The organism is Candidatus Binatia bacterium (genome assembly GCA_029243485.1).
Lineage (GTDB): Bacteria > Desulfobacterota > Binatia > UBA12015 > UBA12015 > VGTG01.
Genome location: JAQWRY010000086.1, coordinates 437,334 through 464,278 on the forward strand (window position 1 = coordinate 437,334; position 26,945 = coordinate 464,278).

Consider the following 26,945-nt stretch of genomic DNA (forward strand, 5'->3'; position numbering starts at 1 on the left):
CGGCGCTCGGCTCCTACCGCGACGTCAGAATGCGCCCGCGTTTCTCGCGGCCGAAGAGATGGATCCACTCTCCGAACGTGCGGGCGGCGAGGTCGCAGGCGCTGTCGATCCGGGAAACGGTCTCGCTTCGGATCTCGCCTGCATCGACGGCTCCTTCGAGCGCCGCGATCTCGGCCTGGTGAACCGGGATGCTGAGCCACCGCTCGATCAACGGCGCGTCGACCTCGAGATGGAATTGTAGACCGTAGACCTTTTTGCCATAGCGGAACGCCTGGTTCGGACAGAGGGTAGAGGATGCGAGATGCTCTGCACCGCGCGGGATGTCGAAGGTGTCTCCGTGCCACTGGAAGATCCGCTCGGTCGGCGCGAAGTTCGACAACAGAGGATCGCCGAGCCCAGGTTCCGAAACGCAGACGTCGTACCAACCGATCTCTTTCCGAACGGCCGGGCCGACGGGTGCACCGAGGGCGCGTGCGATGAGCTGGGCGCCGAGGCAGATTCCCAGCACCGGGATGTCGCGGTCGAGGGCATCCTGAATCGCTTCGACCTCGGTCTGCAGGTGCGGAAACCGGTCGACCTGGTCGACGTTCATCGGGCCGCCGAGGACCACGAGACCCTCGTATCCCTCGAGGCTGGGCTTGGCTTCGGGATCGCGCCCGAAGTTAACGTACCGAATCCGCATGCTGGCGGATTTCAGCAACGGATTGAGCGTGCCCAGGATCTCGTGGGCGACGTGCTGAAAGACGAGGACCCTGCGCATGACTGACGTTTCAGTCTATAGGGTGATCGACCGACTTTCACGAAGGAGGGGGATGCCCCCTGCCGGGGAGCATCTTCGTCGAATGGATCTGGATCGAGCCAAGCGGGTTCTCTGGATGGCCGCCCTGGTCGTCCTGGGCTTCCTTCTGCGCACCACGAATGCCGCCGACGTCTTCGTCGATGGTTCGGTCGTCTTTCCCGGAAATGACCCGTATTATCAGGCACATCGGGTCTTTCAGGCGCTCGCCGCCTACCCCTGGGTGCCACTGGTGGATCCCCTTTTGGACCATCCGTACGGGGCGGCGCCCATCTGGCCGCCGCTCTTCCCTTGGCTCCTGGCCGGGCTGGTGAAGCTGGTCGGGGTGCCGGCGTCGAGCCCCGCGGCCGTCGAGACGGTCCTGGCCCTCTCGGCGCCGGTCACGGGCGCGCTGCTCTGTATCCCCGTCTATGCCCTGGCGCGTCGCATTCTGGACGGGCCGGGCGCCTGGATCGCCGCCACTCTGGCGGTCCTGATCCCTGCGCACCTCTGGTATTCGCGACTCGGATTCGTCGACCATCACGCGGCGGTCACGCTCGTGCAGGTCTTCCTGTTCCTGGGCGCACTCGTCGCGCTGCGGGAAGGTCGGTACGCCGGACTCGCCACCGCCCTCACGTTCGGGATGCTGCTCTGGAATGGCTTCGTACTGTTCGCCCTCATCCTCGACGCCTACCTTCTCGCGGTCTTCGCGCTCTCGAGCATCGAGAATCGTGCGCGCGTTGGCCGCGCCGCGGCGTGGAGTCATGGGGTCGCGGCGGTTCTGATTCTCCCGGTCGTCGTCGCGACCGTGCACGCGACGGGTGCGCCGTGGGGTTCCTTCGCACTCTCGTATCTTCATCCGTCGGTCCTCGCCGCGGTTGCGGTCGTCGGGGTCGGGGTTGCCCGAGCGCCGGAACGCGGATTTCTCTGGCTCGCGGTTTTGATGGGGCTGGGGTTGGCCGTTGGTGTCGCGAGTGGGGCGCTCTTCGAAGTCGGCAACTGGGTATTCGCGCGCGACGACTTCATGTCGTCTATCCAGGAAGTCGTGCCGATCTTTCTTCGGTCCGACGGCACGATCAATCTGAGCGGCGCGACGCTCTGGCTCACGCGATTCTGGTTCGTCGTTCCGGTCCTGCTGGTGCTCGTGGCGCGCGGGGCGATGGAGCAGGGTCGCCTCGATGCGGGCAAGCTACTGCTGGTCGTGTGGGGAACCGCGCTGTTCGTCCTGGCGCTGCGCCAGCGACGCTTCGCCGAAGCGTTTGCGCCGGCGCTCGCGATCCTCGCGGCATTCGGCCTGCGGTGGGTGCAGAGCCGGGTCCGGGAGGCGCTGGCGAGTCGCGGGTCACCGCTCTTCGCCCGGACGACGGCGGCAGTGCTGGTCGCCGTCCTCGCGGCGTTCGGGCTCGGGCCCTATTACGAGCCGATTCTCCGCCACCCGGAAGCGCTTTTCGCCATCGTCCACGACGCCGCTCCCGCCTCGCCGCGAGAGATCCCCGCTTCCCAGACGAATTTAGGCCGGCTCGGCGAGATCGCGGCGGAAACCCCGGGCAGCGACCCCCGAGGCGTGATGAATCTCTGGCCCCTCGGCCATCGCGTCCTGTACCTGACGAAACTACCGATCGTGGCCAGCCCGTTTGGCTCCCACATCGGAGGAGAGTCGTTCGACGAAGCGGCGGCGTTCTTCCTTTCGACCCGAGAAGATGAGGCAGTCGAGAGGATGCGCGATCGAGACGTGCGGTACGTGGTGGTCGACAACGACCTCGGGACGATCGGCGCCGCGCTCCTCGCACGCGGGGAGCAGACGAGCGCGTACTACACGCAGACCACGTTGCCCGAGGGAACGCGCTGGGAGTATCAGCCCGCGCTCTACCGAACCCTGTACCTTCGCCTGGCTCTTCTCGCGGGAGTGGGGCTCGACGAAACCATCCCGGCGCTTCAGCACTTCCGACTGCTGGTAGACGCAGAGCGTGATCACGTCTCCGGTCAGCCCAAGATCTTCGAACGAGTCGAGGGCGCACGGCTGCGTCTCGAGGGCCTCCCGCGAAACGAGTACGAGCTCCGCTACGAGTTCGAGTCCGACGCCGGACGGAGGCGAACCTACGTCGCGCGCGTCCGGACCGACGCCCGAGGGTACGGCGAGATCGCGCTGCCGTATTCGTCGGAGCGGCCGGACCTCGGCCAGAATGCACGCTGGCACGTGGACGGCGCCGGCGGGTCCCGGGAGGTGTATGTTCCCGAAGCCGCTGTGCGAGAAGGCCTTCCGGTCGACGTCGATCTGCGGTGAAGAAACTCAGTTTTGACTGCGCCGACGCAGCGCCCTATGCTCGGCGCCAATGAGCTTCCACCATCTGGCCCTGGTGACCCGCGACACGAAAGCGACGCACGAGTTCTACTCCGTAGCCATGGGGTTCACCCTCGCGAAGGTGGAAGTTGGCGCGACGCCCGAAGGTGGCTGGGCCAAGCACTTCTTCTACGAAACCGGCGGCAACGGCATGATCGCCTTCTGGGAGATCCACGATGAGACTACGCCGGCGGAGCACCCGACCGCGATTGCCGGCGGGTTGGGTCTTCCCGTCTGGAGCAATCACCTGGCCTTCACCGCGCGGGACCGCGACGAGCTCGACGCGCATCGGAAGCGCTGGGTCGAGCATGGGCACGACGTCGCCGAGGTCGATCACGAGTGGTGCGTTTCGATCTACACGCTCGACCCGAACGGCATCATGGTTGAATTTTGCCTGACGACGAGGGCCTTCACCGCGGCCGAGCAGAACGAAGCCGAGCACTTGCTACAGGACCCTGCACCGCCCGTTCCGAAGGTCTCACCGCCCACGAAGGTTTATCGGGCGGCCGCAAGCGATTGACTTGATTTCGCTGTGCGACCCAGGTTACGTTTAGCCCAGGTAAGCGGTGCGCTCCGCCCGCGGCTGTTTTCACACGGTTTCTCGTGGTGAGCCGCCCTCCGCGGCCTCGGTACGAATGGTCGTAGTCGAGGTCGTCCGGAAGATCAGGCGCGCGCGCCTTGTGCAGGGAGAGGGCATGGCGGCTGGACCTATGGGCCGGGCGAGCGATCAGTCCTCGAACGCAGGTGGTGGCGGTGGACGCCGCCGTCGGCGCGGTCGAGGTCACAAACGTGGTGGGCGGGGACGCCCCGGGGGCGAGGCTGCGCCCGAGGTCGACGTGTCTTCGCTTCCCGAGCCGAAGAACGAAACGGAACGAGCAGCTCGGCGTATCGGCATTCGTCAGATGCACCCCGAGCAAGAGAGCGGAATCAACGCTGCGCTCGAGGGCTCCGATGTCTTGATGGTTCTGCCGACCGGCTTCGGTAAGTCGGCTGTCTACCAGATCCTCTCGATGCTGATGCCCAAGCCGGTGGTGTTGGTGTCCCCTCTGCTCGCGCTCCTTCGAGATCAGCACGAAAAGCTCATCAAGTACCAGGTTCCGTGCGTCCGGCTGGACGGCACGGTTCGCGGAAAAGCGCGCGCCGAAGCGCTCGAGCGCATCAAGCAGGGTGGCCCGTTGCTCGTAATGACGACGCCGGAGACGCTCGGTTCCGACGCGTTCGCCGAGGTCATCCAGGAATCCGGGATCTCCCTCGCCGCGATCGACGAAGCGCACTGCATCTCGGAGTGGGGTTACGACTTCCGGCCGGCCTACCAGCGCCTTGGCGAACGACTGCGCGCCTTCGGGGCGCCGCCGCTCATCGCGCTCACCGCGACGGCGACCGAGAAGGTTCGCGAAGACATCGTTCGCTTCCTCGGCATGCGCGATCACAAGGTGGTCGCGAGTTCGCCCCATCGTTCGAACCTCGCGTTCGAGGTGATGATCTGTCGCGACACGACGGCGCGTCTACGCGCACTCGCGCGTCTCGCGCAGCGCCTGCGCCGTCCCGGGATCATCTACTGTACGACGACGCGTGAGGTCGACACGGTCTACGCGATGTTGATGAAGCTGGGCATCCCGGCGCATCGGTATCACGGCAAGATGAACGCCGGCGAGCGCAACACGCAGCAGGAACTGTTCATGAAGACGGGCCGTCGGACCGTCATGGTTGCGACGAGCGCGTTCGGTCTTGGCATAGACAAGCCGGACATTCGTTACGTGGTGCACCAGCAGTCGCCCGCTTCCCTTGAGCAGTATGTTCAGGAAGCCGGTCGCGGCGGCCGCGACGGTGCGAAGTCGAACTGCATCCTCCTGTACGACCCCGAGGACCGCACGACCCACGAGGCCCTCCTGGGTCGTAGTCGCCTAAGGCCCGAGCAGCTCTATCGACTCGGTCGCGCTCTCTCGGCGTGGGCGGGTGAAGGTCGCACCCCGGACGTTCCCTCCCTCGCGCTCTCTGCGGAGTTGGGTGACCGAGCGACGACCGCGCTCCTGGTGCCGATCGAAGAGGCAGAGATCATCGAGTTCGACGAGCACAACGTCGTCGTGAAGATTCCGCCCGAAGAAGTGGCCGCGCGGGTGAAGAGCCTCGCCGGACAGTTCGAAAATTTGCGGACGCAGGATTCACGGCGACTCGATTCGCTCGCCGACTACGCGAACAACAGCGATTGCCGAGCGACCTACCTCCGAAGCTACTTTGGTGAGGACGACGGCGAACCCTGCGGCCTGTGCGATACCTGCCGTGGCCGACCCGAGCGCCCCTCGACGTTCTTCCAGGCGATCGCGGCACCACCGAAGCGCGGAAAGAAGCGCGGACGCGGCGGCAAGGGCGGAAAGCCTGAAACGGGTCGGGGGGATCGCTCTCGAAAGAAAAGAGCCGGCGGCGGTCAGCCGCAACGTGGCCAGAAGGCGCAGGGCGATCAGCAGCAGCAGCGACAACAGCCGCGCGACCGGCAGCCGCGCGACCAGCAGCCGCGCGATCTGCAGGCGCGCGATCTGCAGCCTCGTGATCAGCAGGCACAAGAAGGTCAGCCTGGGGGATCGAAGCGGTCGCGTCGCAATCGGCGTCGTCGGCGTCGCGGCGGTCAGGGTCGCGGGCCCGGTCAGGGTTCGGACGCAGCGAACACGCAGGGCCAAGCGAACACGCAGGCCCCGTCGAGCGCGCAGCAGTCATCTCAGGCGCAGGCGGGCAATCGTGCGCCGCGGCCGAGTCGTCCACCCCGCACAGGGGCTCCGAGTGCGCCTGCAACCGCAACACCCGCTGCGACCCAACCCGCACCCGTAGCGGCACCGGTGGCGAAGAAGGTGGCAGCCAAGAAGAGGACAGTTGCCGCGACACCGGCCTCGGCCGCTCCGAAGGCGGTTTCCGCGACGGCGAAGAAGGCGTCGACCGCCAAGGAGGCGGCGAAGAAGACCGTTGCGAAGAAGGCTGTCGCCGCGAAGACCGTGAGCAAGAAGGTCGTCGCAAAGGCCGCTCCGGCGGCGAAGGCTCCCGCCGCGAAGAAGTCGGTCGCCAAGAAGACGGTTGCAAAGAAGGTCGCCACGACCGCGAAGAAGGCCGTCGCGAAGAAGGCCACTGCGAAGAAGGCACCCGTAAAGAAAGCGCCGGCCAAGAAGGTCGCAGCGAAAGCGAAGACGACGACCGTGGCCGCAAAGAAGGCACCCGCAAAGAAGGCGCCGGCCAAGAAGGTCACCGCCAAGAAGACGGCCGCCAAGAAGACGCCCGCAAAGAAAGTCACGGCCAAGAAGGCCGCGAAGAAGACCCCGAAGGCCTGACCGGGAGCAGCTTTCGGTCGCCGTGTCTTCTTCGACTCGCCGTTGTCCAGATCCTCGGAACCATCTCCTCGCGGTCGTCTTGGGTGAAGAGGCGGCGATGCGCGCTTCGGACCCGGCCCTATTGAGCGCGGCGCGCGTTCTCTCCTACGGCGATCTGGCGCGAGCGGTGGAGCACGGCGGGCGGGAGATCGACGAGCGCTTCGCACCCGGCAGCCGGATCCTCATCGCAGGGTACGATCAGATGGTGGTCGCGCTCGCCCTGCTTTCGGCGCTGCAGTCGCAATGCGTCCCGCTTCTCGTCGATCCGCAATCTGCGACGGAGCTCGCGCGGGTCGCAGGGCGCTGGGATGTTGCAGGCGGCGTCGGAGACCCGAAGATTTTGGGTGCGCTCGACGCGGTGATCGACGACACGGCGGTGCTCGGTTGGACGACGGCGGCGGGTCCCGGCGGCGCGGAACTCGAACCCGTTCACGCAGGCGACCCTGCTTTTTGGACCTTCACGTCGGGAACCACCGGCGAGCCCCGGGCTGTGGTCCACGCCCACCGCGGCCCACGAGCGGCCTACGAGGCGTTCGGTCGCGACGTCCTGTCACTCGCGCCGACCGATCGCACGGCGTCGACGGCCGGCCTGCCGTTCGTCTACGCGCTCGGTAACAATCTCTTCTTTCCGCTTCTCGCCGGGGGTTCGGCGATCCTGCCGGCGGACTTGCTCCTTCCGACCGTGCTCGCGGAGGTCCGTCGTCACGACGCGACGGTACTCGTGAGCGGGCCGTGGTCTCTCGAGGCGATGGCGCGTCTCGCCGACCGATCCGACCGGGGGGAAGCGCTGCGTCGCCTCCGTCTGGTTCTGTCGGCCGGGGAGCCGCTCGCGGCGAGCGTGTTCTCGCGTTGGCAGAGCGCGTTCGGCCAGACTCCGCTCGACAATCTCGGATGCACCGAGATGTTCAACTCGTTCTTGTCGCCCCGCCCGGAGGGTGCCCTGCCGGGATCGCTGGGACACGTAGTGCCGGGTTTCGAGGTCCGCCTCGGCGGGCAGCCACCCGCTGCCGGTCGCCGCGGTGCGCTCACGGTTCGAGGCGAGAGCCGCGCGGTGGCGATGTCGTGCGACGATGGGAACGATCAGATCGTCGAGACCGATGGTGAGTGGTGCGAAACCGGAGACGAACTCGAGGTCGACGAGACCGGGCGCTTCACCTATCTCGGCCGTCTCGACGACCGCTTCAAGGTCCGCGGCCAGTTCGTGCGGCCCGCCGAAGTCGAGCGGCGGCTGCGCACCTTGGACGGCATTCGCGAGTGTCTCGTTTCGTCGGAGACCGACGACCACGGTCTCGCGTGCGTCTCCGTCCGGCTCGTTCTCGGTGCGGACTACGATGCGGCCGAAGTCCTGAGAGCGGCCGGCGTGGCCGCGCGCCAAGTCCTCCCAGCGGCGGCCCGCACGCTACGCCTCGAGCGGGTCGAGGCGTTGCCCCGCAGCCCGCGAGGCAAGGTGTTGCGAGAGCGCCGCGCGGCTTCGTCCTAGACGGCGTCGCCTCGTGCTGCACTACCGCGGAGACAGGAAGTTTACGATGTCGCCTGCTTCTCGGTGCTCGGCGAGGATCTCTTCGAACGGGCGCTGGTCGATGACCTCGAACTGACTCGTTTCGAGCGGGAACTTAGCATCCGTCTCGGTGTAAGGTGTCACGGACGCGGAGCCGGCCGACAAGACCGTGCAGATCGGCACGAGCTTGTGCTGGATCTCCTTGGGTTCGCGGGTCGTCAGGACGAGCTTGCCGCTGGGGACAGTGAGCGCAAGCAGCGAAACCAGCCGGATGAACTCTTCGTCACTTGCCCCGCGCGGGCTCCGTCCCTCGCCCGCGGTCAGCCGAAGCCGCGGTAGGGAGAGGTAGACCTCCATCCCGGCCTCGAGCAGATGGCGCGTGTGCAGGATCAACGCGATCATCTCGAATGCGAGATCGGGATTCAAGCCGATCAGGACGCCGGGATTGGCGACGCGGATACCCGCGGCGCGGTCGCGGTCGAAGTTGGCCAGGCGACGATCGTAGTCGGCGCGGGGGTTGTCTGCGCTCTTCCCCATGAACCGGCCGTAGTACTCACGCGAGTACGTCTCCTGGAACGTGCACATGGTGATCTTCGGAGCGACGCTGCCGTCGTCGCGGCGCGAGATCCCGTCGAGAAGTGCGTCCAGCTCGTCGGGCTCGAGCGAGCCGATGTTGATGAGGACGTGCCGGAACTCGAGCTCCTCGGTCGTGCGCAACGCGCGATTCACGAACTCGAGCGCCCAGCCGCGGCGTTCGGCCCGGTACTCGCCGGTGAGAAGGGCGACGGCGTTCATGCCGCGCTTCTTCAACGTGCGGAGCTGCTCTTCGACCTGCTCGGACGGCGCGGTCTGTCGAACGAGCGCATCGTTGTCGCGGCGCATGCCACACATTCGGCACTCGGCGTCGCACGTGTTGGTCATGTACAGCGGCGAGAAGGTCTCGAGGGGAAGGGCGCGGCGCTGCTGCGCCTCGCGGGCGGCGGCGTAGATCGATTCGTGATCGCTCTCGGAAAACCAGAGCCTTGCGGCCTCTTCGGGAGAGAGCTCATACCCCGTGCGTGCACGCTCGAGGAGCGCCGAAGCATCGGCGGAATCGGCGCACTCGCGGCCCTGGGCCAAAATGGCTTCGACTCGCTCGGCGTTGAGCTCGAATTGCTTTGGCTCGGCCATAAAGTCGTCCCGATCTAACCCTGTGGGGCGAGGAGGGTCAATCGGTCTCGAGGACCCACGAGGTGACCTGGGCCGGTTCCGCTCGGCCCTCGACCAGCATGAGTTGCTGGTCGGCCCCGAGGTCGGTGAGGCGCGTGATCCGGCCCGACGGCCAGCGGATCTCCAGCGTGTCGATCGTCTCGGCGTTCGCGAGGCCGAAATGCTGCACTAGCGACGAGGCCGACAGGTAGCTCGAGCCGGTGTGGACCTCGCGCACCTGGCGCTTGCCGCCCGCTTCGAGAGTGAGCCGGGCACCGACGGCGTCGCGGTTGCTCTTCGTTCCGACGAGCTTGATTTCGAGCCAGTGCTCGGGCCCGCCGAGGTTCCGCAGCAGCTGGGCCGGCTGTGCGTAGTTGCGCAGGATGATGTCGACGTAGCCGTCCTGGTCGTAGTCCGCGACGATGGGCATGCTGGACCAGGTCGTAGGTTCGATGCCGATGATCTCGGTCTGGCCGACGAAAGTTCCGCATCCCTCGTTGCGGTAGAAGCGTTGCCCGAGCAGGCCGGAGATCCAAAGGTCCGGGTCTCCGTCGTTCTCGGCATCGAAGAAGACGAGGCCGGATCCGGAGATGGGAAGCTCGGGCGGGAGACCGCTGTCGTCGTTGGCCGGGACGAAGGATCCGTCTGCGGCATTTCGGTAGAGCGTGATGTGGTTCGTGTTGAGAAGGGCGACGTCCTCGAAGCCGTCGCAGTCGTAGTCGGCGACCGCGGACCCGGAGGAAGCGGCCATCTCGCCGATCAGCCGGAACCGGGGCGAGCCGGACAGGTCATGGACGTCGCTCAAGCCGGCCATCTCGGTCACGACCGCGAAGCGTGGCTCCGATGACTCGATCATCTCGCGCGCCTCGATCGTTTCTCAAGTGACGACCCACTCGCCCCCGCTTTTCTCCCAGCGAACTCGCGTCTCGCTGAAGTCTCCCGAGATGTCGGCGGGGGGCGACCAGATGATGCCGTCGCCGGTTTCGACGTCGTAGTTCTTGAGGATCGCGTCGACGTCGCGCGATTTGATGTCGCCGGGGAGGTGGCGGTGGATCGCGGAGTTGATCGGGTCGATCTCGGCCTTGCGCGTCTTCTCCCATTGCTCGACGGACGCCAAGCAGCCACTGAGCAGAGCAAGCGCGACCAGGCTCGAGAGTCCACGAAGCGGAAACGAACAGCGGTTCATCATCAGGGCGAAGCCAACACGTCAATCGCGACAGGCACGAGGACGCCACTGCGCCCGCTGCCGGGGATCAGGATGCGCGAGGGGGCGCCCGAGTCGGCCAGCGCGCCGGGAAGAGAGCCGTGCCCGACGGCGAGGGACGCCAGGGCGACCGAGAGCATGCCCCGTGAGGGCCAGTCTCCGACCAGCCCGTCGAGGCGCCTGTAGGTCGGCGGTGTCGGCTGCGTGCGCTCCAACGCGGAGAGTAGGCAGCGATCGAGCTCGTCCCGCGGCGGGGATCCGTTGGCGCCGCCGAGCACGGCCGAAACCGGGGGGGACGACTGGCCGCGTGTTTCGAGCATCCGGGTGAGCCGCGCGGCGGCTGCCTGGGGTTCCGGTGCGGCGTAGGGTCCGGCCGCGATGGCCCCGCTTCGCGCCACGCCGACCGCGGCGTACGGAGCGCGCCCACGGGCCCGGGCAGCGTCTTCGTACTCGAGGACGACCGCGGCTGCGCCTTCGCCGGGTACGATCCGACCCCGGACGGCGTCTTCTCGCGCGGCCACGGCCGAACTCGCCCCGTCGAGCAGGCGACGCTCACGAAGCGCCCCGAGATAGACCGACCCGAACTCGTCCGCTCCGCCCACGACGACCCGGTCGCACATGCCGGCCCGGAGAAGATCGACCGCAGTCGCGACGGCGATCTCGCCCGAGGCTTCGTGTTCCGAAACGCTCAGATTCGGCCCTCGGATCGTCTGCTCGATTGCGGCGTAACCGCCGGCCGCGTTGAGCACCAGGTTCGGAAACAGGATCGGCTGCCCGGCGCCCGGTCCGTGCTGCAGCACCCGTTCCATGTACTTCTGCGTCTCGCGCTGGTTCCCCAAGCACGACCCGATGACGAGCGCCGTGCGGACCTGGTCGTGTTCGGATTCGAGCGGGAGTGCGGCATCGGTGACCGCCTGCGTCGCGGAGGCCCCGATCATGCGGGAGCACCAGTCCATCCGGCGCAGGTGAGACGACTGGATGTGTTCCTTCGGTTGAAAGCCCCGCACGAACCCCGCACGTCCCACAGCGGGCAGGGCGACCGGGTCGACCCCGCGGGCGAGGCGGGGGTCGTCTTCGGCGAGGGTGCGGACGCCAGCCTCGTCCTTCTGCCACGCATCCCACACGGCGCTCTTGCCGGTGCCCAGAGGGCACACGAAGCCGAGACCCGTCACCACGATGGCGCCGTTCACGGCCGCTCCAGGATCAAGCTGCAGTTGTTGCCGCCGAAGCCGTAGGAGTTGGAGGCCGCACGTCGGAACGCGAGGTCGCGCGGGGCGCCCTGGATCAGGTCGACGGTGCACTCGGGATCGGGATTCGTGAGCCCGATCGTAGGCGGGACGAAGCCCCCGTTCATGGCGAGCACTGTGGCGATGGCTTCGACCGCGCCCGCGGCTCCGAGCAGGTGCCCGAACAGGCCTTTCGTCGACGACACGGGAAGCGCCGACGCTCGCGCTCCGAACACGGTGCGCAGAGCGCGTGCTTCGCACGCATCGTTTTGGGGCGTCCCGGTGCCGTGAGCGTTCACGTACTCGATCTCCGCCGGCGGGACCCCGGCGTCGGAGAGGGCGGTCTGCAGCGCCTGACTCGCACCGAGGCCTTCTTGGTGAGGTGCCGTCGGATGGTTGGCATCGCACGAAAGCCCGGCGCCGAGCAGCCGCGCGAGGACCGGCGCGCCCCGCTCGTTCGCGTGGTCCTCCGCTTCGAGGACCACGGCGGCAGCGCCCTCGCCGAGAGTGAGCCCCTGCCGGTCGCGATCGAAGGGCCGGCACGGTTCCGGCGCGAGAGCTTTCAGGGCGTGGAATCCCGAGTACGTCATGCGGCACAGAGCGTCGGTGCCGCCGGCGATCACCACGTCCGCCGCGCCCGAGCGGATCCAGGCGAGTCCCATGGCGAGCGAGATCGCGCTGCTCGAGCAGGCGGTCGACGGTCCGAGGCGGGGTCCGAACGCTCCGACGGAGGACGCGATCATGCCCGTCGGCGCACCGACCGTCGACGACAGGAGCTGGGGCCGGAGACGGCCGGCCGGAGTCCCGAGTCGCCGTGTGTCGTAATAGGCCTCGGTCTCGAGCATCCCGCCGGTCGAAGTTCCGATCGACGTCCCGATCCGTTCCCGGTCCTCGGAAGACAGGTCGAGGCCGCTGCTGTCGAGTGCATGTTCGACGGCGAACAGGGCCAGACGATCGGATCGCGAACTGCGCCGACGTGCCGCCGCGCCCGCGAGGGCGGAGTCCGGAATCTCCTCGACCTCCCCCGCGATATGAACCCGCAGCCCCTCGGTCGAGAAGAGAGTCACGTCGCGGAAGCGATGGGTGTTGCCGCGCAGGGCCTGCTCGAGCGCGGCGGTGCCGAGCCCGGCGGACGTGATGGCTCCCATGCCGGTGATGACCACGCGACGCTGTGGCTCGGTGGGCATGTCTCAGCGCATGGTGAGACCGCCGTCGACTACCAGCGTGGTACCGGTCACGTAGCGGGCTCGTTCGGAGGCGAGAAACAGGATGGCATCGGCGATCTCGTCCGGTGCGGCGAAGCGACCCGTCGGGATTCGAGCCGACTCGGCCGCGCGCGCCTCGTCGTTCAGCCCGGACACCATTTCGGTCTCGACCCAGCCGGGGCAGACGGCGTTCGCGGTGATCCCGTGGCGGGCGGACTCGGCGGCGAGTGTCTTCGTGAGAGCGAGGAGAGCACCCTTTGCGGCCGCGTAGTTCGCCGCACCCGGCTTTCCGAGGAAGGCCGCGGGGGAGACCACGTTGACGATCCGACCCCATCGGCTACCGATCATCGATCGGAGCCCGGCCCGTGCACAGTAGAAGGCGCCGTCGAGGCTCACGTCGAGGACCTCGCGCCAGGCGCTCGGTTGCAGCATCATGACGAGGGAGTCTCGCGCGACCGCTGCGTTGTTTACCAGGATGTCGATGCCGCCCATTTCCTTCTTGAGCGTTCGGAACATCTCGTCCACGGCCTTCGGGTCCGAGACGTCGGCGAAGCACGCGAGCGCGCCGTCTACCTCGGCCTTGGCGGCCTCGAGTCCCTCGCGGGAGTGGCCCGCATTGAGCGCGACGCGCACGCCTTCCGCGGCGAGACGTTTCGCCGTGGCCAGGCCGATTCCCCGGCTCGCACCGGTGATGAGGGCTCTTTTCCCGGACAGCTCGAGATCCATGACGACTCACGTCCCCGACGTTCAGGGTACGGGCAACATCCTCGCGAAAGCGTGCCGCGGGAGCAACTGGGCGGCGAATGGCTGAGGCTCTCTACCGACACTTCGAAGACCGCCGCCGGGAGTCGCCGGCCGCCGAGGCCGTCCTGGACGTCGACGCGGGCCGTCGATTCACCCGTGATGGGCTGGCGGCACTGGTGGATCAGGTGGCCGGGTCGGTCCGGGCCGCGGCGTCGGAGGCCGGTGTCGTGGCCGTGCAGTCCGAGAACGCTCCGGAGCTGATTGCGGCGGTCCTCGCCGCCTGGCGTGAGAATCTCGTGCCTCTGCCCATCGATCGCGAGCGCGATGTCGCCGAGATCGAGACGCTCGCGCGGTCGCTCGGCATCGGGATGCTGCTGCGCGGGCGGGGGCTCGAGCGTCATGCCATCCCGGGCGTGCGCGCCGAGATCGCCCTCCCGACCGAAGCGGCCGTCCTGAAGCTCACATCGGGCACCACGGGGGAGCCGCGGGCCGTCGCGGTCGCCGGACCCGCGCTCGAGCTCGGAGTCTCCCAGATCTGCTCCACGATGGGGATCAGGGCCGGGGATCGAAACCTGGTGACGGTGCCGCTCGCGCACAGCTATGCTTTCGACAACGTCCTCGGCACACTCGTCATGCAGGGGACTCCCGCCGTGCTGGTTTCGGATCTCGTGCCGCGGCGCCTCTTCTCGGTCGTGCGCGAGACCGGCGTCACGGTGTGGCCGTCGGTGCCGCTCCTCCTCGATGTTCTGTCTCGGTCGCCTGCCGGTGGCGAGGCCCCGCTCGGCTCGCTTCGGCTCGTGATCTCCGCGGGAGCGCCGCTTCCCGCGACGACGCGCGAGAATTTCGCGAAGCGCTTTCATCTGCGACCCCGCACGTTCTACGGCGCCACGGAGTGCGGCGGTATCGCTTTTGACCGGGAGGCCGACCGGGAGGTGCCCGACGGCTGCGTGGGTCGACCGCTCGACGGCGTTTCGATCGACTTGCTCGACGGCGAGGACGGCGTGGGGAGGATCTCCGTTCGAAGTGGCTCCGTCGCGCTCGGGACGCTTCCTACGGCGAGTCCCGAGATCTCGGCTGGCCGGCTTCTCGCTTCGGACCTCGGTCGTCTTGATGAAGAAGGTCGGCTGCATCTCATCGGGCGGGTCGGTCAGTTCGTGAAGATCCACGGCCACAAGGTCTACCCGATAGAAGTCGAGCGCGTCCTGCGGGGCCTTCCGGGTGTCCTGGATGCCGCCGTCGTTCCGTACGCTCGGTCCGACGTTAGTGAAGGCCTGCGAGCGATCGTCGCGGCGGGAGACGGGATCGACCGGGCCACGATCGCGCGTGGGTGCGAACGCGTATTGCCGTCGTACAAGGTCCCGCGCTCGATCGAGATTCGCGACGAGGTCCCGCGGAACGAGCGGGGCAAACTCGATCGCCGCCGGCTCTAGTGCGGCGTACGAGATAGTCAATTATCGAAAACAGATCCGATCACGAGCCGCGGCTGGAGATCGAATCGGCGATGCAGGTACTGGAGCGTCTCGAAGAGCCACACACGCGCGCGAAGGCCGAGAGTGCCTGGCCCCATCCCGGCAAACACGCTGTTCAGCGCGGGTACGAGGCTCCGGAAGATCGCCGCGCCGGACGGTTGGAGCAGCAGGTCGATGAACTCCGGTGTGTAGAAGGAGTCGATTAGCCGCCAGTAGTAGAGGTTCGCTTTCGCTTGCCGGGCAGCCCACTCCGCCAGGATCGCATCGGCGGCGGTGGGTCGCGCGAGACTGTGGTCGAGTGCGGCGGCGGCGGACTCCCCGCCCTGCAGGGCCAGGAAGACGCCCGTCGAGAAGACGGGGTCGAGAAAGCCCAGGGCATCGCCGATCAGGACTGCGCCGTCGCGCGCCGCCGTACCGCTCCGGTAGGAGTAGTTGCTCGTCACGTGGATGGGCGAGACGCGTTCGGCGTCGCGTGTCTTTTCCGCGAGGGCCGGTGTGTGGCGCAGGGCGTATTCGAACGCTTCTTCGGGTGTTCTTTCGAACCGGCGAAGTGCGTCGCCTTGCACGACGAGTCCGATGCTCGTCCGCCCGTCGGCGAGCGGAATCAACCAGAGCCAGCCATCGGTTCGCACCGCCAGCAAGATGTCGCCGGACTCTGCGCCCGAGACCCGGGGGACGCCCTCGAAGTGCGCGTAGATGGCTGCTCGCTGGTGGCCGGGGGCCATCACCTTCGTACCGCGCGCTCGCGCGAGGAAGGTATCCCGGCCACTCGCGTCTACGAGGTGCTTCGCCCGGAACTCGTGCTCTCGGTCCGCGGTTCGCGCGTGAACGGACCACCCATGATCCGTCCGCTCGGCTCGCGCGACCTCGTGTTCCTGCCTTACTTCGGCGCCGGCGCTCGCACAGGCACGCAGGAGAATGTCGTCGAACGTTGCCCGCACGACCTGGAACGCACTGGGAGCCGAGGGGACGAGGCCTTCGTCGAACCGGATTCGGACGGACGGGGTGCCGGTGGCCGTCAGCACGCGTGCGCCGAATTTGGGCACGCTCCCGGAGGCCTCCACTTCGGCGCGTACCCCGAGGCGTTCGAGCAGCGGCATGCTGGCCGGCAGCAGGGATTCGCCGATGTGGAACCGGGGGAAGCGCTCGCGCTCCAACACGATCACGTCTCGGCCGGCTCGCGCCAAGAGGTGTCCGGCCGTCGACCCGGCCGGGCCGCCTCCGATCACCAGCACGTCACACGTTCGCATGGCTCCCAGAGCCCTACCGACCTCGGCGCCACATTGGAACCGGGCGCCTGTCGTTCATTCTTCCCTTTTCAGAGTCGTCGTGATTGGTTTCCCGCACATGGCCGAGGACAGCAGGCAGGCGGCCGAAGCCCCGCGGCCGGAACCGTTCACGTGGCGTCTTCCGAACGCGCCGGTGGACGCCGAAGACGACTGGGTTCTGTACGATCAGTTCATCGATCTGGCGGAGGCCCACCGGTGGAAGATGTCCGACGTGCGCCGAGAGATCGAAGGCGTCGATCCAGCGACGTTGACGGAAGCCGATCACAAGATCGTCGACTGCATCGGTGAGATCGCGATCGTCGCAGGGAATGCTCCGACGATCGTCGTGAACCAACTCTCGGTCATGCTCTTCGATGCCGAGTTCGCCGCGTGGGCGACGTATCAGGTGGGCGAAGAGTCCAAGCACTTCCACGTGGTGCGTCACTATTGCCGTCACGTCGGCCACGCCATGTCGGCCGAGCACACCGAAGCGAACGTGGTGCGGAAGCAGAAGGATTTCGACCCCGACGAGTACCACGACGAGCATTGGGTGACGCTCGTGAACCTGCTGGGTGAAACGCTGAACATCCATCTGTACCAGCAGCTCTCGAAGGCCGCCGACGAGCCGGTTCTGAAGGAGCTTCTGCATCGCATCTCGCTCGACGAACGGCGCCACCAGCAGTGGTTCGTCGCGTACTTCAAGAAGCGCGCACAGGCGGAGGACGCCTACGTGGGGCGGGCTCTCGCGGCGCTACGCGTGATGCTGGGGATCGACGAGCCACCGGACCGCAACGCGCAGCGGCACCAGGGAACCGGCTCGGTCAACTATCTGCAGGCAACAGAGAAGGTGCTGCGGCACGGGTTCTCGGTGCCCATCATCGCGCGCACCGTGCGCGAGCAATGGCAGATTCTCGAGAGCATTTTCGGAGACCGGCTCGACATCGACAAGCGCGAATTCATCTCGCGGCAGACCGCGAGCGCGAGCATGGTCGAACGACAACTTGGTTGAGCGCATCGTAGATCGCGCGCTCGCAAGCTAACGTCTTCCCATGGCTCACGAGGTCGTACTCATTCCCGGTGATGGCATCGGACCCGAAGTTGCCGAAGCCGTCTGCGCCGTGCTCGATAAAGCGGCAGCGCCCATTACTTGGGCGATTCATCTCGCCGGCATTGCTGCGCTCGACGACTGCGGTGAGGTGCTGCCTGAGTCGACGTTGGACGCGATCCGACGCACGGGCGTGGGTCTGAAAGGCCCGTGTACGACGCCCGTGGGAGAGGGCTTCGCGTCGGTGAACGTGAAGCTACGCAAGGCGCTGGACCTCTACGCGGCGGTTCGGCCGGTGCGGAACCTGCCGGGTGTCGGGAGTCGTTACTCGGATGTCGACCTCGTGGTCGTTCGCGAGAACACCGAAGGGCTTTACAGCGGTGTCGAGAACGAGATCACACAGGGCGTCGTCACGAGCCTCAAGGTGGCGACCGACGCGGCGTGCATTCGGATTGCTCGCTGGGCGTTCCACTACGCTCGAAGCCGTGGGCGGAAGAAGGTCACGGTCTTCCACAAGGCCAACATCATGAAGATGACCGATGGTCTGTTTCTGCGCTCGGCGAAGAACGTCCACGAATCCGACTTCAGCGAGATCGAGTACGAGTCCGTCATCATCGACGCCGGCTGCATGAAGATGGTGCAGGACCCGACGCAATTCGACGTGCTCCTCATGGAGAACCTCTACGGCGACGTCGTGAGCGATCTCTGCGCGGGACTCGTCGGGGGCCTCGGCGTCGTTCCCGGCGCGAACCTCGGAAACGAGCGCGCCGTGTTCGAGGCCGTCCACGGGTCGGCTCCGGACATCGCCGGCAAGGGTCTCGCGAACCCGCTCGCACTCCTGATGTCTGCCGTCATGATGCTGAACCATCTCGCGGAAACCCGCTCCGACGAGGCGTGTCGAGAGAGCGCGGCTCGGATCAAGACGGCGTACGACCAGGCGCTCGGAGCCGGCGCGCAGACTCGGGATATCGGCGGAGGGCTCGGCACCAAGGAGTTCACGGCCGCCCTCCTCGAGCGCCTGTAGAGCGTGGTTGTTTCGAGGTCCGCGCGCGGGTAAAACCGCAGCCGGTCGAACCATGACGAGAGCTGAAATCGCGAAACGCGCCAAGGAGATTCTGGTCGAAGGGCTGCGCCTAGAGATCGAGCCCGAGAGTATCGTGAATTCCGAGGGGATCTTCGGCGAGGGCCTCGGCCTGGACTCGATCGACGCACTCGAATTCGTCGTGTTGATCGAAGAAGAGTTCGAGGTTGCCATTCCCGACGAGGAGGTGGCTCGCGTCGCTTTCGCGTCGATCGACGCCCTCACCGACTTCATCGAGCTCGAGCGCCGCGCCGCGGCCAGCTGACCGCACTCGTGGCTCGGCTCTGCGGGGCGACGCTACTCGCCGTTGTTCTCGGAGCACTCGCCCTCCTGCCCGCGCACGCGCAGGACTCTCCGGCGCAGCAGTTGGCGGCGATCCTCGGCAAGCGCACGGGGCAAGCCCTCGACGCAAGGTTTCGCCAGACAAAGCACATCGCGCTCTTGCGAGGGCCGCTCGTGTCGCGTGGAACCGTGCGGTTCGAGCTGCCCGACGGTCTACGCTGGGAAGTCGTCGAGCCGGAGCCTCTGGTGGTTGATACCCGCGGCGGTGTTCTCCGCGTCGGGCCCCCGGACCAGCTGCAAGAAGTGCCGGCCTAGATGCTGGGACCGTTTGCCTCACTCCCGGGTGGATTCTCCGGCATCTTCGGGGCGAGTGCACAGGAGATCTCCGCTGCGTTCGAGGTGGTCGCCGCAGAGGGGGTGGGCGCCTTCCAGCTCACGCCGAAGGACGTGAACCTTGCCCGCGCGCTCGACGGGATCGATCTCGCGCTCGATCCGGAGTCGGGAATGCCGCGGAAGGTCGTTCTCCGCGAGGCCGGCGGCGACCGAAGCGAGATCGAGATCCTTCGCTGAGCCTGCGCGCGCGGTCGACTGGCGATCGGTGGACGTCGGTGACACCGTGATCGGCGTGTGGGTTGCCGTGCGCATCCTCGTTTTCGGGGGACTCGTCGGGCTGCTGGGGTGTGTGCCGCAGCGACCTTGGACGGGGGTGAAGCCGACCGCCCCGTGCCCCGAGGTCGTGGGGAGTGAGATCGAGCGGGTGTGCCGCGAAGATCGGGCCATCGAGACTCTGCAGGCGCGTTTTCGCGCGACCGTCGTCGTCGATGGAGAGGTGCGCAGCACCGACGGAATTCTGCTGGTCCGGCGGCCGGATGCCGTTCGAGTCAAGTTGTTCGGACTCGCGGGAATGACGGTGCATGACGCACTCTGGGTCGGTGATCGCGGCTCGGTGCGCGGTTTCATCCGCCGGCCGCTGTCGGGTGCGCCCATCATGGTGGAGCTCGAACCGGGTGAGAATCTCTCCGAGCCCGAGGCGGAGTTTTCGCTCGCACTGTGGTCTCTCTGGCGTCCGCGCTGCTCGACGCTCCCGACGGCGCTCGCGGCCGAGCCGGGGTGGCTTCGGCTCGATCCCCACTCCGCGCACGCGACGGCTCGTGACGTTCGTGTCGGCCCCCTCGGAGTCGATGAGGAGCGTCTGGTCCGCACGGCCGGAGACGATCCGGACGTCGTCGAGGTGCGCTACCTCGAGCGTGATTGCAGTCTCGCAGGGCTGCTCCCGGCGCGAATCGAGATGGCGTCGCGGGCGCGGGGCTGGCGCGCGACGGTTCGCATCCTGAAGCAAGAGGAGAACGTCGCTCTCGACGATGCCTTGTTCGCGCTGCCGGCCGCGGGCGAGGACGGCTCGTGAGCGAGCCTGCACCGCGCACCCTGACCTACGTGCGGTGGCTCGGGGCGCGCGCCGGTGTGGTGCTGGTCGGCTCGGTGGTCCTGGCGCTGCTCGGCGTGCTCTCCCTCTTTCGACTGGAGTTCGACGTCGGGTTGGTGTCGATGCTGCCCCGCGGTGCGGAACGCTTTGCCGACTATCAGCGCTTCGTCGAACGCTTCGGGGCGCAGGATCTGGTGATCGCGCTGGTGCGGGCTCCGGACCCGGCGACGGCGCGCACCTTCGGGACCGAGTTTGCAGCCGCCCTCGAGGAGCGACCGGAGATCGCCGACGTGCGCGCGCGCGTCGATCGCGAGGCGTTCCTGCGCGCCTTGGGCGAGGGGGCTCTGCCGCGCTTGATGCCCGCCTCCCGCCGCGGCGAACTCGAACGTCGACTTTCACCCGAGAACGTCGATGCGGCCGTCGTCGGCATGCGTAGCGCACTCTCGGTTCCCGGCGCGATCGGACTCCGCTCGGCGCTCGTTTCGGACCCCCTCGGACTCGCAGTCGTTCTTGCGGAAGCCTTGGCGGCCTCCCGCCCCGATCGCGCGCTCGCCCCCGGCGCCGAGTCGCTCACGTCGACGGATGGCAGGAAGCTGCTGCTCCTGATCCGGCCGTTTGAGGCGGGCTACGACCTACAGGACGTGGAGCAACTGGCGCTCTCTCTCGAGGCGGCCGAGCGCGTCGCTCGAGACCGTTTCGGGAACGCCTCCGCCGTCACCGTCGACTATACGGGCGCATTCGCACACGCCCGCGAAGACGCGGCGCTGCTGCATCGCGACATCTCGCTCTACATCTTCCTTGCGTTGGTCGGTGTGCTCGCTGTGTTCTACGCGGGCTATCGGGATCTCCGGATCCTTCCCTTCGTCACCTATCACCTGAGTCTCACGACGTTGCTCACGCTGGCGCTCGGCATCGTGCTGCTCGGCAAGCTGAACCTCATCTCTCTCGCATTCGCGGCGATCTTCTACGGCCTCGGGATCGACGCCGCCATCCACTTCTATACGCGCTTCCTCGAAGAGCGGGTTGCCTGCGAGGATCCGGAGCAGGCGCTCTCGGCTACGATCGATGCGCTTCTTCCACCGACGTTGCTCGCGACGGCGACGACGGCGATCGCCTTCGGGGCTGTCGGGTTCTCTAGCTTGGAGGGCGTGGCCCAGCTCGGCTGGCTCACCGCGATTGGCCTGCTGCTCAACGTGCCGGGCACGTTCGTCGTGATGGCGGCCCTCCTTCTCTGGTTCGAGAGGCGCGGACGGCTTGCGCGGGTGCGCGCCCCGACGCGCGCGACGTGGCTGGCCGCCGTGGCCGTCTGGGTCGCACGGCATCGCCGGGTCAGCGTGCCGGTGGTCGGAGTCCTGTTCGCACTTTCGGCCGTCTCTGCGAGGCATGCGTCGATCGACACGGATCTGTTCCACCTTCGTCCGGCAGAGTCGCGCGCGCGCTCGGTGGAGAAGGAAATTCAGCGCGAGTTCGGCTTCACGGACCCCCACGGTTCGGTTCTGGTCGAAACACGGAACATCGGGGATCCCGACGCGATCGACTCCGTAGTGCGCGTGGCGGAGATCGTGACGGAGAGTCTTCGAGGTGCGCAGGAGGCGGGCGACGTGCGGTCCGTGACGAGCCTGGCGCCGCTCCTCCCGTCGCGCACGACGCAGCGGGAGCGCCTGGACGCTTGGGCGGCGCTACCGCGCGAGGCTGCCGCCGATCGTCTCGAGGTGGCCCTCGATGCGGCGGGCTTTCGCACCGAGATGTTCGCCAGTGCGATACGGATGCTGCGAGAAGTCCCGGCTCCCGCGGATCCCACCTCCGAGGTGCTCCCCGGACTCGAGATCTTGATCGAGCGACAACTCGAGCGCGACGACGAGGCTCTCTCCATCCTGGTGTCGTTCACGCCTACGGATGCGGCGGCCCTCGAGCGGGTGGCCGATCGATTGGTGCGCGAGACCGTGCTGCCGCCTGGGGTTTCGTTGATCGTCACCGGTCGTCCCCTGATGGAGGCAGAATTGGGCCGGAGCGCCCGCCGCGAGTTGTTGGGCTTTCTCGGCTTTGTGCTCGCGTGCACCGTGATTCTGATCGGCGCCCACGAGCGCCGTGTCGCCCCCACCCTCGCGCTCCTCGCGATCCCGGTGGGATCCGTCGTGGGTGTCCTCGGGCTCGCCGGGTTCTTCGGGATTCCGCTCACCCCGGTGAGCGTCGTCGTGCTGCCGCTCACCATCGGCATCGGGCTGGACGATTGCCTCTATCTCGTCGAGCGGTACCGGGAGAGCGGTGACGTCGGGGAGGCGGTCGCACGCGGCGGCCGCGCTTTGTCGATCACCACGGCGACCACGATCGCGGGGTTCGGCGCCCTGGCGCTCTCGCGTTACCCCGCCCTTTCCGGACTCGGTACGCTTGCCGCGGTAAGCCTCGCCATCTGTCTCGCGACGACCATCGTTCTGCTTCCGGCGCTTCTCTCGCCCGCCTGGCTGCGACGCAGCCGCGAGGATTCGTCCGTGGTGTCTTCGTGAGCGACGATGAGCTTCGTCGCGAGCGGCGGAGTCGGATCTGGCGAAGCCTGCTTGCGATCCTCGGTCTCGTCGCCCTCTTCGCGCTCATTCGACGGGCTGGTGCGGAGAACGTCTGGGATACGCTGGCCGGTGTTCGACCGGGGTGGTTGGCGGTCTGGCTCTTCGTCGAGGGTGTCATCTTCGTCGGCTTCGCCCTGCGGTGGCGGATGCTGTTGCGCAGCCTCGGCGCCGAAGTTCCGCTGCCTCGGTTGATCGGCGTTCGGGTGGCCGGGTTGGCGGTCGGCACGTTGACGCCGGGTGCGAAGTTGGGCGGGGAACCCCTGCGTGCGTATCTGATCGCCCGCGACGGTGTGCCGAGCGGCCCGGCCATCGCGAGTGTCGCGGTGGACCGTTCGCTCGAGCTCGTGGCGAATCTGGTGTTCGCGGTGGCGTACTGCGCCCTGTTCGCACTGCGCGATCAGGAAACTGCGTCACGGGTCCTCATCGTCGTCGTCGTGAGTGGGATCGCCTTCGTCGTCGCGACGGGGCTCCTCGTGCGTCGGCTCAAACGCGGAGGCTCGATCGTGCCGGCGCGGATGAGGAGCGTACTCGATCGTCTCGGCGCGTCCGAGGACGCGATTGAGCGAACCGACGAGGCCCTACGGGAATTGCTCTTCGCCCGACCGCGCATGCTCGCCGGAGCTCTCGGCGCATCGCTTCTGCTGAACGCGATCATCCTGACCGAGTACGGCGTGTTGTTCATCGCCTTCGGAATCTGGCCGACGCTGCCGGACCTCGCCGGCGCACTGCTCGGCGTGGGCCTGGCGCATGCCCTTCCGATTCCCGCTTCTCTCGGGGCGCTCGAAGGAGCGCAGGCGGTGGTCTTTGGTCTCGCTGACGACGATCCAAAACTTGCGATCGTCGCCGCGACTGCGGCGCGGGTCCGGGACATCGGATGGACCGTGCCCGGGGTAATCTATCTCGCCGTGACGGCGCTACGGCGGCGCGCGTCAGGTCGGAACGACGCGTAGTTCCTCGTATTCGAGGCGCTCTTCATTCCAGAGGTGTCCGGACATTCCGGTGATCGAATTGTCGTCGACGCCCACGACGATGTAGACGGCTTCGGGGTAGATCGGCTCGTCGAACATCTTGGCGCGAGCCTGGTCCTCCTTCGAGAAGTAGGCACGTCCGTTCGGGTGGGAGTGGTAGATGCAGCGGAGTTCGAAGTCCTGCGCGTCGACTTGCTCTGACACGGCGAGGAGTTCCTTCTCGTCCATGATGTAGCCGTCGCTCCCGTCTCGTGAGAACGTCTCGGGATCGGCTTTGTGCCGTGCGGTCGCTACGTTTTCGACGCGCCGAACGATTTCGACATCGTTGTCGACGTCATAAAGGATGAATCCGCAACACTCCTCAGGGAAGGCTTCACGGGCGTGCTTCTTGACCTCGATGAAGAGGCTCTTGGCCAGATGATACATGATGGGGGTAGATCAGCCTTCTACGCGGTCGGAAGTCAAGCCGCTCGGACGGTCGCTCAGCCCTGGATCTCGCCGCCACTCGCCTCGGTGAAGGCGGTGCGCAACTCGTCGTAGGTCCGGCAGACGGGGTATTGGGGGAACTCGGCGATGACGTTGTCGGGGGGACGGAACAGGATCCCGGCATCTGCGACGCCGAGCATCGTGGTGTCGTTGTACGAATCGCCTGAGGCGACACAGCGGAAGTTGAGAGCGCGCAGCGACTCGACGGCACGCCGTTTTCCGTCGTCTATGCGCAGCTGATAGCCGGTGATTCGATCTTCGGAGTTGACCTCGAGCGCGTGACAGAACAGACACGGATGACCGAGCTGCCGCATGAGCGGCGCCGCGAACTGATAGAAGGTATCGGAGAGGATGATCACCTGAGCACGCGCCCGGAGCCAATCGAGAAAATCGGCTGCGCCCTCCAGCGGGCCCATCCCATCGATCACTTCCTGGATCTGACCGAGGGAGATCCCGTGCTCATCGAGAATCCCCAGTCGGTACTGCATGAGATTGTCGTAGTCGGGCTCGTCCCGAGTCGTGCGGCGGAGCTCCTCGATTCCGGTTCGCTCGGCCACGTTGATCCAGATTTCCGGGATGAGAACTCCCTCGAGGTCCAGGCATGCGATCATGCGCGGACGCTACCGGAGCCTCGGTACGCCGACAACCGATGGCGCGCCCTGCTGGTGGGTCTTCTCGTCCTTCTCGTCTCGGCTTGCTCGGTCCGCACGCTGCGCGTCGGCACAAGTGGCGACTACCCACCGTTTTCCGTGCAGGAAGAGGGCGGAACCCGCCATGGCTTCGACATCTCGGTGGCGCGGGCCTATGCGCGCGACCGGGGCTTGGCGCTCGAGGTCGTGCCGTTTTCGTGGCCGGAACTCGAAGATGCGTTGCTCTCCGGGAAGTTCGACGTCGCGATGAGCGGGGTCACCGTGCGCGGCGACCGGCTGGTCCGAGGCCCGATGACGAGTTCCGTCGCCCGCGCGGACGCGATCGTGCTGGTGCGCGATGGGCGCTCCGGTGCGGAGATCGATCGGGAGGGTGTCGTGGTGGCGGTGAACCGGGGTGGGCACCTGGAGAAGCTGGCGCGCGCCAGGTTCCGTCACGCGACGATCCGCACGGTCGACGACAACCAGAGCCTCCCCGCTCTTCTCGGAGGGAGACGGGTGCATGCAGTCGTCACCGACACGCTCGAGGTCAAGAGCTTCGAGGCGTTCGATACGGAGGTGAAGGAGGTGCTCGCCCGCGACCGGAAGGCCTATTGGGTGACGCCGGCCCGTCCGGAGCTCGCGCTCGATCTGAACCAATGGATTGGAGCCCGGGCCGCAGACCGCTGGCTCGAGACCGAACGCAACGTGTGGATGGACGATCCGCAGCGATCGACGCTGCCCGTCGACGACGCTGCGTTGGTCGATCACATCGCGCAGCGACTGATGCTGATGCCGCTCGTCGCCGAGGTGAAACGTGCGAAGGGACTTCCGGTTGAGGCGCCGGGTCGAGAGGAAGTGATCGAGGAAAAATCGCGGGCGGCGGCAACCCGCGCTGGTCTAGATCCGACGAGCTACCTGGGCTTCGTGCGCGCCGAGATCGAAGCTGCGAAGAACGTGCAGCGGGCCGTGCTCGCCGGCGCGGTGTCGATGAACGCATCCGATCTGCCGGATCTCTCTTCGGACATCCGACCCGCCATCGATCGAATCGACGTCGCGATCCGGATGACGTTGCTCTGGGCGGCCCCGGTCGAGTCCTCGGTAGACGACCTGGTGGCGGCTCTTCGACTCGACGCGCGTGTACCGGGCCTGGACGACGAATCCCTCCGCGCGATTGCTCGTGCGGCGCGCGCGATTCCGGCGCCGGCGCGCCAACCTACTTCGTAGTGCGCGGCGCGATGGCGTAGAGGACGCCGCCGCACAACCCCCCGAGGGCGCCCACGGCCCACCACAGAAGGGCCAATGCCACGGCGTCGTCCGTCGCGATGCCGGCGTGAGGGAGCAGGTAGGCGTACGCCGCTTCGCGGAGGCCGAAGCCCCCGATCGTGATGGGGATCGCCGTCGCGAGCACGACGAGGGGGTGGTAGATCGCGATGAAGCTCAGGGGCACGGCGAGTCCGAGTGCGTCGGTGAGGAGCTTTTGCGTCACGATCTGTAGCGTGTGGACGATCACCGAGAGAGCGACCGCCCGTGCCAAGAGCCCCGGGTCGCGGAAGTACGGGAGGAGATCATCCTCCACGAGGGTCCGGATTCGATTGCCCTCCGGAAGGAGGCCCGAGAGTATCGGGGCCAGCGCCCACCCGGCGATCAGCGCGACTCCAAGTCCGATGAGGACGATCACGACGCTTTCGGGCAGATCGCCGCTCGGCCCGAGAAGGAGAGCAGCCACCGCAACGCCGACCAATGTGACGAGTCCGACCCACCGATCGAACACCACTGAGGAGAGGGCCCGTGCCTGCCCCGGCTCTGCGCGACCGAGGTAGAGCGTGCGCGTGCCATCCGACCCGAGAGTGCTCGGAACGGCGAGGCCGAAGAACATCCCCACGAAGTAGATGCGGGTGCATTCGATCATCGACGTGGTGAATCCGACGCCACGGGCGAGGGCATGCCAGCGAACCGCGCTCACGATCTGCCCGAGGATGAAGAGCCCGAACGCCGCCGCGAGGTACTCGGGTCGCGCGCGGAGGCAGATCTCGAGTACGTCGCCGAGCCCGACGCGGTAGAACAGAACCGCGAGGACTGAGACGCTGACGGCAACGCGCAGGGCCGTCTTGGCTATGAGATCCGCTCCCGCGACATGCGCCCGCGAAGCTACCGCCCCGCGGTCGTTCGTTGCAACTTCCGCGTGGGTTGCACCGG

General features: G+C 67.1%; 25 protein-coding genes. 14 read left to right on the forward strand and 11 right to left on the reverse strand.

Annotated features, from left to right (window positions below):
• Window positions 1–13 precede the first annotated feature (13 nt).
• Window positions 14–760 (reverse strand): gamma-glutamyl-gamma-aminobutyrate hydrolase family protein, encoded by a 747-nt coding sequence (locus P8R42_26790; protein ID MDG2308201.1) that lies wholly within the window; start codon window positions 758–760, stop codon window positions 14–16.
• A gap of 82 nt (window positions 761–842) precedes the next feature.
• Between P8R42_26790 and P8R42_26795 the strand changes: the two genes are divergently transcribed.
• From P8R42_26795 to P8R42_26810, 4 genes are all read left to right on the forward strand, one after another.
• Window positions 843–3,059 carry an STT3 domain-containing protein gene (locus tag P8R42_26795; GenBank protein MDG2308202.1) on the forward strand — a complete coding sequence of 739 codons (2,217 nt, stop codon included), beginning with the start codon at window positions 843–845 and terminating at the stop codon, window positions 3,057–3,059.
• A 49-nt stretch (window positions 3,060–3,108) separates the two neighbouring features.
• A complete protein-coding gene (locus P8R42_26800) occupies window positions 3,109–3,636 on the forward strand; it encodes a VOC family protein (protein ID MDG2308203.1) in 528 nt (175 codons plus the stop codon).
• Between the two features lie 175 nt (window positions 3,637–3,811).
• On the forward strand, window positions 3,812–6,430 hold the full coding sequence (locus P8R42_26805) for a RecQ family ATP-dependent DNA helicase (GenBank protein MDG2308204.1): 2,619 nt from the start codon (window positions 3,812–3,814) through the stop codon (window positions 6,428–6,430).
• A 97-nt stretch (window positions 6,431–6,527) separates the two neighbouring features.
• Window positions 6,528–7,949, forward strand: coding sequence for an AMP-binding protein (locus tag P8R42_26810; GenBank protein MDG2308205.1), 1,422 nt, complete (start codon window positions 6,528–6,530; stop codon window positions 7,947–7,949).
• Window positions 7,950–7,970: 21 nt separating this feature from the next.
• On the opposite strand, the gene P8R42_26815 is transcribed toward P8R42_26810, so the two are convergent.
• From P8R42_26815 to P8R42_26840, 6 genes are read right to left on the reverse strand one after another with little or no spacing between them, the layout of a single operon-like run.
• Window positions 7,971–9,137, reverse strand: coding sequence for a hypothetical protein (locus P8R42_26815; protein MDG2308206.1), 1,167 nt, complete (start codon window positions 9,135–9,137; stop codon window positions 7,971–7,973).
• A 37-nt stretch (window positions 9,138–9,174) separates the two neighbouring features.
• Window positions 9,175–10,011, reverse strand: coding sequence for a CRTAC1 family protein (locus P8R42_26820; GenBank protein ID MDG2308207.1), 837 nt, complete (start codon window positions 10,009–10,011; stop codon window positions 9,175–9,177).
• Between the two features lie 21 nt (window positions 10,012–10,032).
• Window positions 10,033–10,341 carry a hypothetical protein gene (locus P8R42_26825; protein MDG2308208.1) on the reverse strand — a complete coding sequence of 103 codons (309 nt, stop codon included), beginning with the start codon at window positions 10,339–10,341 and terminating at the stop codon, window positions 10,033–10,035.
• 2 nt (window positions 10,342–10,343) lie between these two features.
• Window positions 10,344–11,549 carry a beta-ketoacyl synthase N-terminal-like domain-containing protein gene (locus P8R42_26830; protein ID MDG2308209.1) on the reverse strand — a complete coding sequence of 402 codons (1,206 nt, stop codon included), beginning with the start codon at window positions 11,547–11,549 and terminating at the stop codon, window positions 10,344–10,346.
• Window positions 11,546–12,772, reverse strand: coding sequence for a beta-ketoacyl-[acyl-carrier-protein] synthase family protein (locus tag P8R42_26835; GenBank protein MDG2308210.1), 1,227 nt, complete (start codon window positions 12,770–12,772; stop codon window positions 11,546–11,548). Before P8R42_26835 ends, P8R42_26830 begins: the two co-directional genes overlap by 4 nt.
• Before the next feature lie 3 nt (window positions 12,773–12,775).
• The gene (locus P8R42_26840) at window positions 12,776–13,516 is read right to left on the reverse strand and encodes an SDR family NAD(P)-dependent oxidoreductase (GenBank protein MDG2308211.1); all 741 of its coding nucleotides are present in this window, start codon (window positions 13,514–13,516) and stop codon (window positions 12,776–12,778) included.
• Between the two features lie 77 nt (window positions 13,517–13,593).
• Here P8R42_26840 and P8R42_26845 point away from each other — a divergent pair, with 77 nt between their 5' ends.
• Complete coding sequence (locus P8R42_26845; GenBank protein ID MDG2308212.1) at window positions 13,594–14,964, forward strand: class I adenylate-forming enzyme family protein; 1,371 nt, start codon at window positions 13,594–13,596, stop codon at window positions 14,962–14,964.
• Window positions 14,965–14,981: 17 nt separating this feature from the next.
• Here the strand turns inward: P8R42_26845 and P8R42_26850 are convergent, their stop codons facing one another.
• The gene (locus P8R42_26850; GenBank protein MDG2308213.1) at window positions 14,982–16,253 is read right to left on the reverse strand and encodes an NAD(P)/FAD-dependent oxidoreductase; all 1,272 of its coding nucleotides are present in this window, start codon (window positions 16,251–16,253) and stop codon (window positions 14,982–14,984) included.
• A gap of 79 nt (window positions 16,254–16,332) precedes the next feature.
• Between P8R42_26850 and P8R42_26855 the strand changes: the two genes are divergently transcribed.
• Genes P8R42_26855 through P8R42_26890 form a run of 8 tightly spaced genes read left to right on the forward strand, consistent with a single transcriptional unit; the run spans window position 16,333 to window position 23,616 of the window.
• Entirely contained in the window at window positions 16,333–17,280 is a 948-nt protein-coding gene (locus tag P8R42_26855) for a ferritin-like domain-containing protein (GenBank protein ID MDG2308214.1), read from the forward strand.
• Window positions 17,281–17,320: 40 nt separating this feature from the next.
• Window positions 17,321–18,340 (forward strand): isocitrate/isopropylmalate dehydrogenase family protein, encoded by a 1,020-nt coding sequence (locus P8R42_26860; GenBank protein ID MDG2308215.1) that lies wholly within the window; start codon window positions 17,321–17,323, stop codon window positions 18,338–18,340.
• A 52-nt stretch (window positions 18,341–18,392) separates the two neighbouring features.
• Entirely contained in the window at window positions 18,393–18,662 is a 270-nt protein-coding gene (locus P8R42_26865) for a phosphopantetheine-binding protein (protein ID MDG2308216.1), read from the forward strand.
• 8 nt (window positions 18,663–18,670) lie between these two features.
• Window positions 18,671–18,994, forward strand: a complete 324-nt coding sequence (locus P8R42_26870; GenBank protein MDG2308217.1) for an outer membrane lipoprotein carrier protein LolA — start codon at window positions 18,671–18,673, stop codon at window positions 18,992–18,994.
• Complete coding sequence (locus P8R42_26875) at window positions 18,995–19,249, forward strand: hypothetical protein (protein MDG2308218.1); 255 nt, start codon at window positions 18,995–18,997, stop codon at window positions 19,247–19,249.
• Between the two features lie 28 nt (window positions 19,250–19,277).
• Window positions 19,278–20,084, forward strand: coding sequence for a hypothetical protein (locus P8R42_26880; GenBank protein ID MDG2308219.1), 807 nt, complete (start codon window positions 19,278–19,280; stop codon window positions 20,082–20,084).
• On the forward strand, window positions 20,081–22,606 hold the full coding sequence (locus tag P8R42_26885; GenBank protein MDG2308220.1) for an MMPL family transporter: 2,526 nt from the start codon (window positions 20,081–20,083) through the stop codon (window positions 22,604–22,606). The genes P8R42_26880 and P8R42_26885 overlap by 4 nt, the downstream gene beginning before the upstream one ends.
• Window positions 22,603–23,616: a lysylphosphatidylglycerol synthase transmembrane domain-containing protein gene (locus P8R42_26890; protein ID MDG2308221.1), complete on the forward strand. Its 1,014-nt coding sequence runs from the start codon at window positions 22,603–22,605 to the stop codon at window positions 23,614–23,616. Before P8R42_26885 ends, P8R42_26890 begins: the two co-directional genes overlap by 4 nt.
• On the opposite strand, the gene P8R42_26895 is transcribed toward P8R42_26890, so the two are convergent.
• Window positions 23,596–24,060, reverse strand: coding sequence for a M67 family metallopeptidase (locus tag P8R42_26895; protein ID MDG2308222.1), 465 nt, complete (start codon window positions 24,058–24,060; stop codon window positions 23,596–23,598). The genes P8R42_26890 and P8R42_26895 overlap by 21 nt on opposite strands.
• A gap of 56 nt (window positions 24,061–24,116) precedes the next feature.
• Entirely contained in the window at window positions 24,117–24,731 is a 615-nt protein-coding gene (gene thrH / locus P8R42_26900) for a bifunctional phosphoserine phosphatase/homoserine phosphotransferase ThrH (protein ID MDG2308223.1), read from the reverse strand.
• A 54-nt stretch (window positions 24,732–24,785) separates the two neighbouring features.
• On the opposite strand from thrH, the gene P8R42_26905 reads away from it, so the two are divergent.
• Window positions 24,786–25,973, forward strand: a complete 1,188-nt coding sequence (locus P8R42_26905) for a transporter substrate-binding domain-containing protein (protein MDG2308224.1) — start codon at window positions 24,786–24,788, stop codon at window positions 25,971–25,973.
• Here P8R42_26905 and P8R42_26910 read toward each other — a convergent pair.
• Window positions 25,963–26,814 (reverse strand): lysylphosphatidylglycerol synthase transmembrane domain-containing protein, encoded by an 852-nt coding sequence (locus P8R42_26910; GenBank protein ID MDG2308225.1) that lies wholly within the window; start codon window positions 26,812–26,814, stop codon window positions 25,963–25,965. The genes P8R42_26905 and P8R42_26910 overlap by 11 nt on opposite strands.
• Between the last annotated feature and the right edge of the window lie 131 nt (window positions 26,815–26,945).